The following is a 630-nucleotide window of genomic DNA, read 5'->3' as shown; positions in this document are numbered from 1 at the left end:
GCCCAGACAATTGGCTCCCGCTCAATCCGGGTGACCTGCTCGGAAGAGCCGGATGCGGGAAATCCGCACGTCCGGTTCTGTGAGGGTGAAAGCCAGCAATGGCCGATCTACTCGACTAAAAATAGGCGATGGACGACAAATTAACAAAAGTTCTTGGAATTGACTGATTTTCTTGGAGAATATTTACGATTTTTCTTTGTCGTCCAATACCCGTAGTTCCAGCTTTGTGCTGCCCACATATGATTTAACATAATATACATTATGCGCAGTTATCAAGGCAGAAAACCTGTTTTGCAGCAGTAAGTTTGGACGTACGGTACGACCTAAGTGCTATTTTTCCACAACAGCCCCTAAATTTTCACTAAAACGGCTAAACTTGAAGTTCATAATGTTTTCAATCATTTACTAGTGTATGGAAAGAGAATTATTGGCCTGCTTCTTTGAAACTAGTAGTCGAATGCTGTTTCACAGACAAGCCTCCACACCGTTCCGAAAGGCTTGAAAGCTTCGTAAGCGCCCAAGAATCCACACCTATTTTCCACACCTGACCCTGTGCAGACTTTCTCCCCGAATCCCACGACAGAGGAGAAAGCAATGGATACTTCCGATATCACCGAAGGCGCGCCGTTC

The 630-nt window shown here is 45.4% G+C and carries 1 protein-coding gene; it reads right to left on the bottom strand.

Features of this window, described 5'->3' with window-relative positions; genetic code table 11:
- Nucleotides 1-446 precede the first annotated feature (446 nt).
- The coding region (locus ACOCD2_RS24735) for a hypothetical protein (RefSeq protein ID WP_293675587.1) at nucleotides 447-630 on the bottom strand (184 nt) is incomplete at its 5' end.

The sequence above is a fragment of the Thiolapillus sp. genome, assembly GCF_048562965.1.
Classification (GTDB): Bacteria; Pseudomonadota; Gammaproteobacteria; order Chromatiales; family Chromatiaceae; genus Thiolapillus; species Thiolapillus brandeum_A.
The sequence above is the reverse complement of the archived record's forward strand: the minus strand, read 5'-3'. Positions and strand labels throughout refer to the sequence as shown.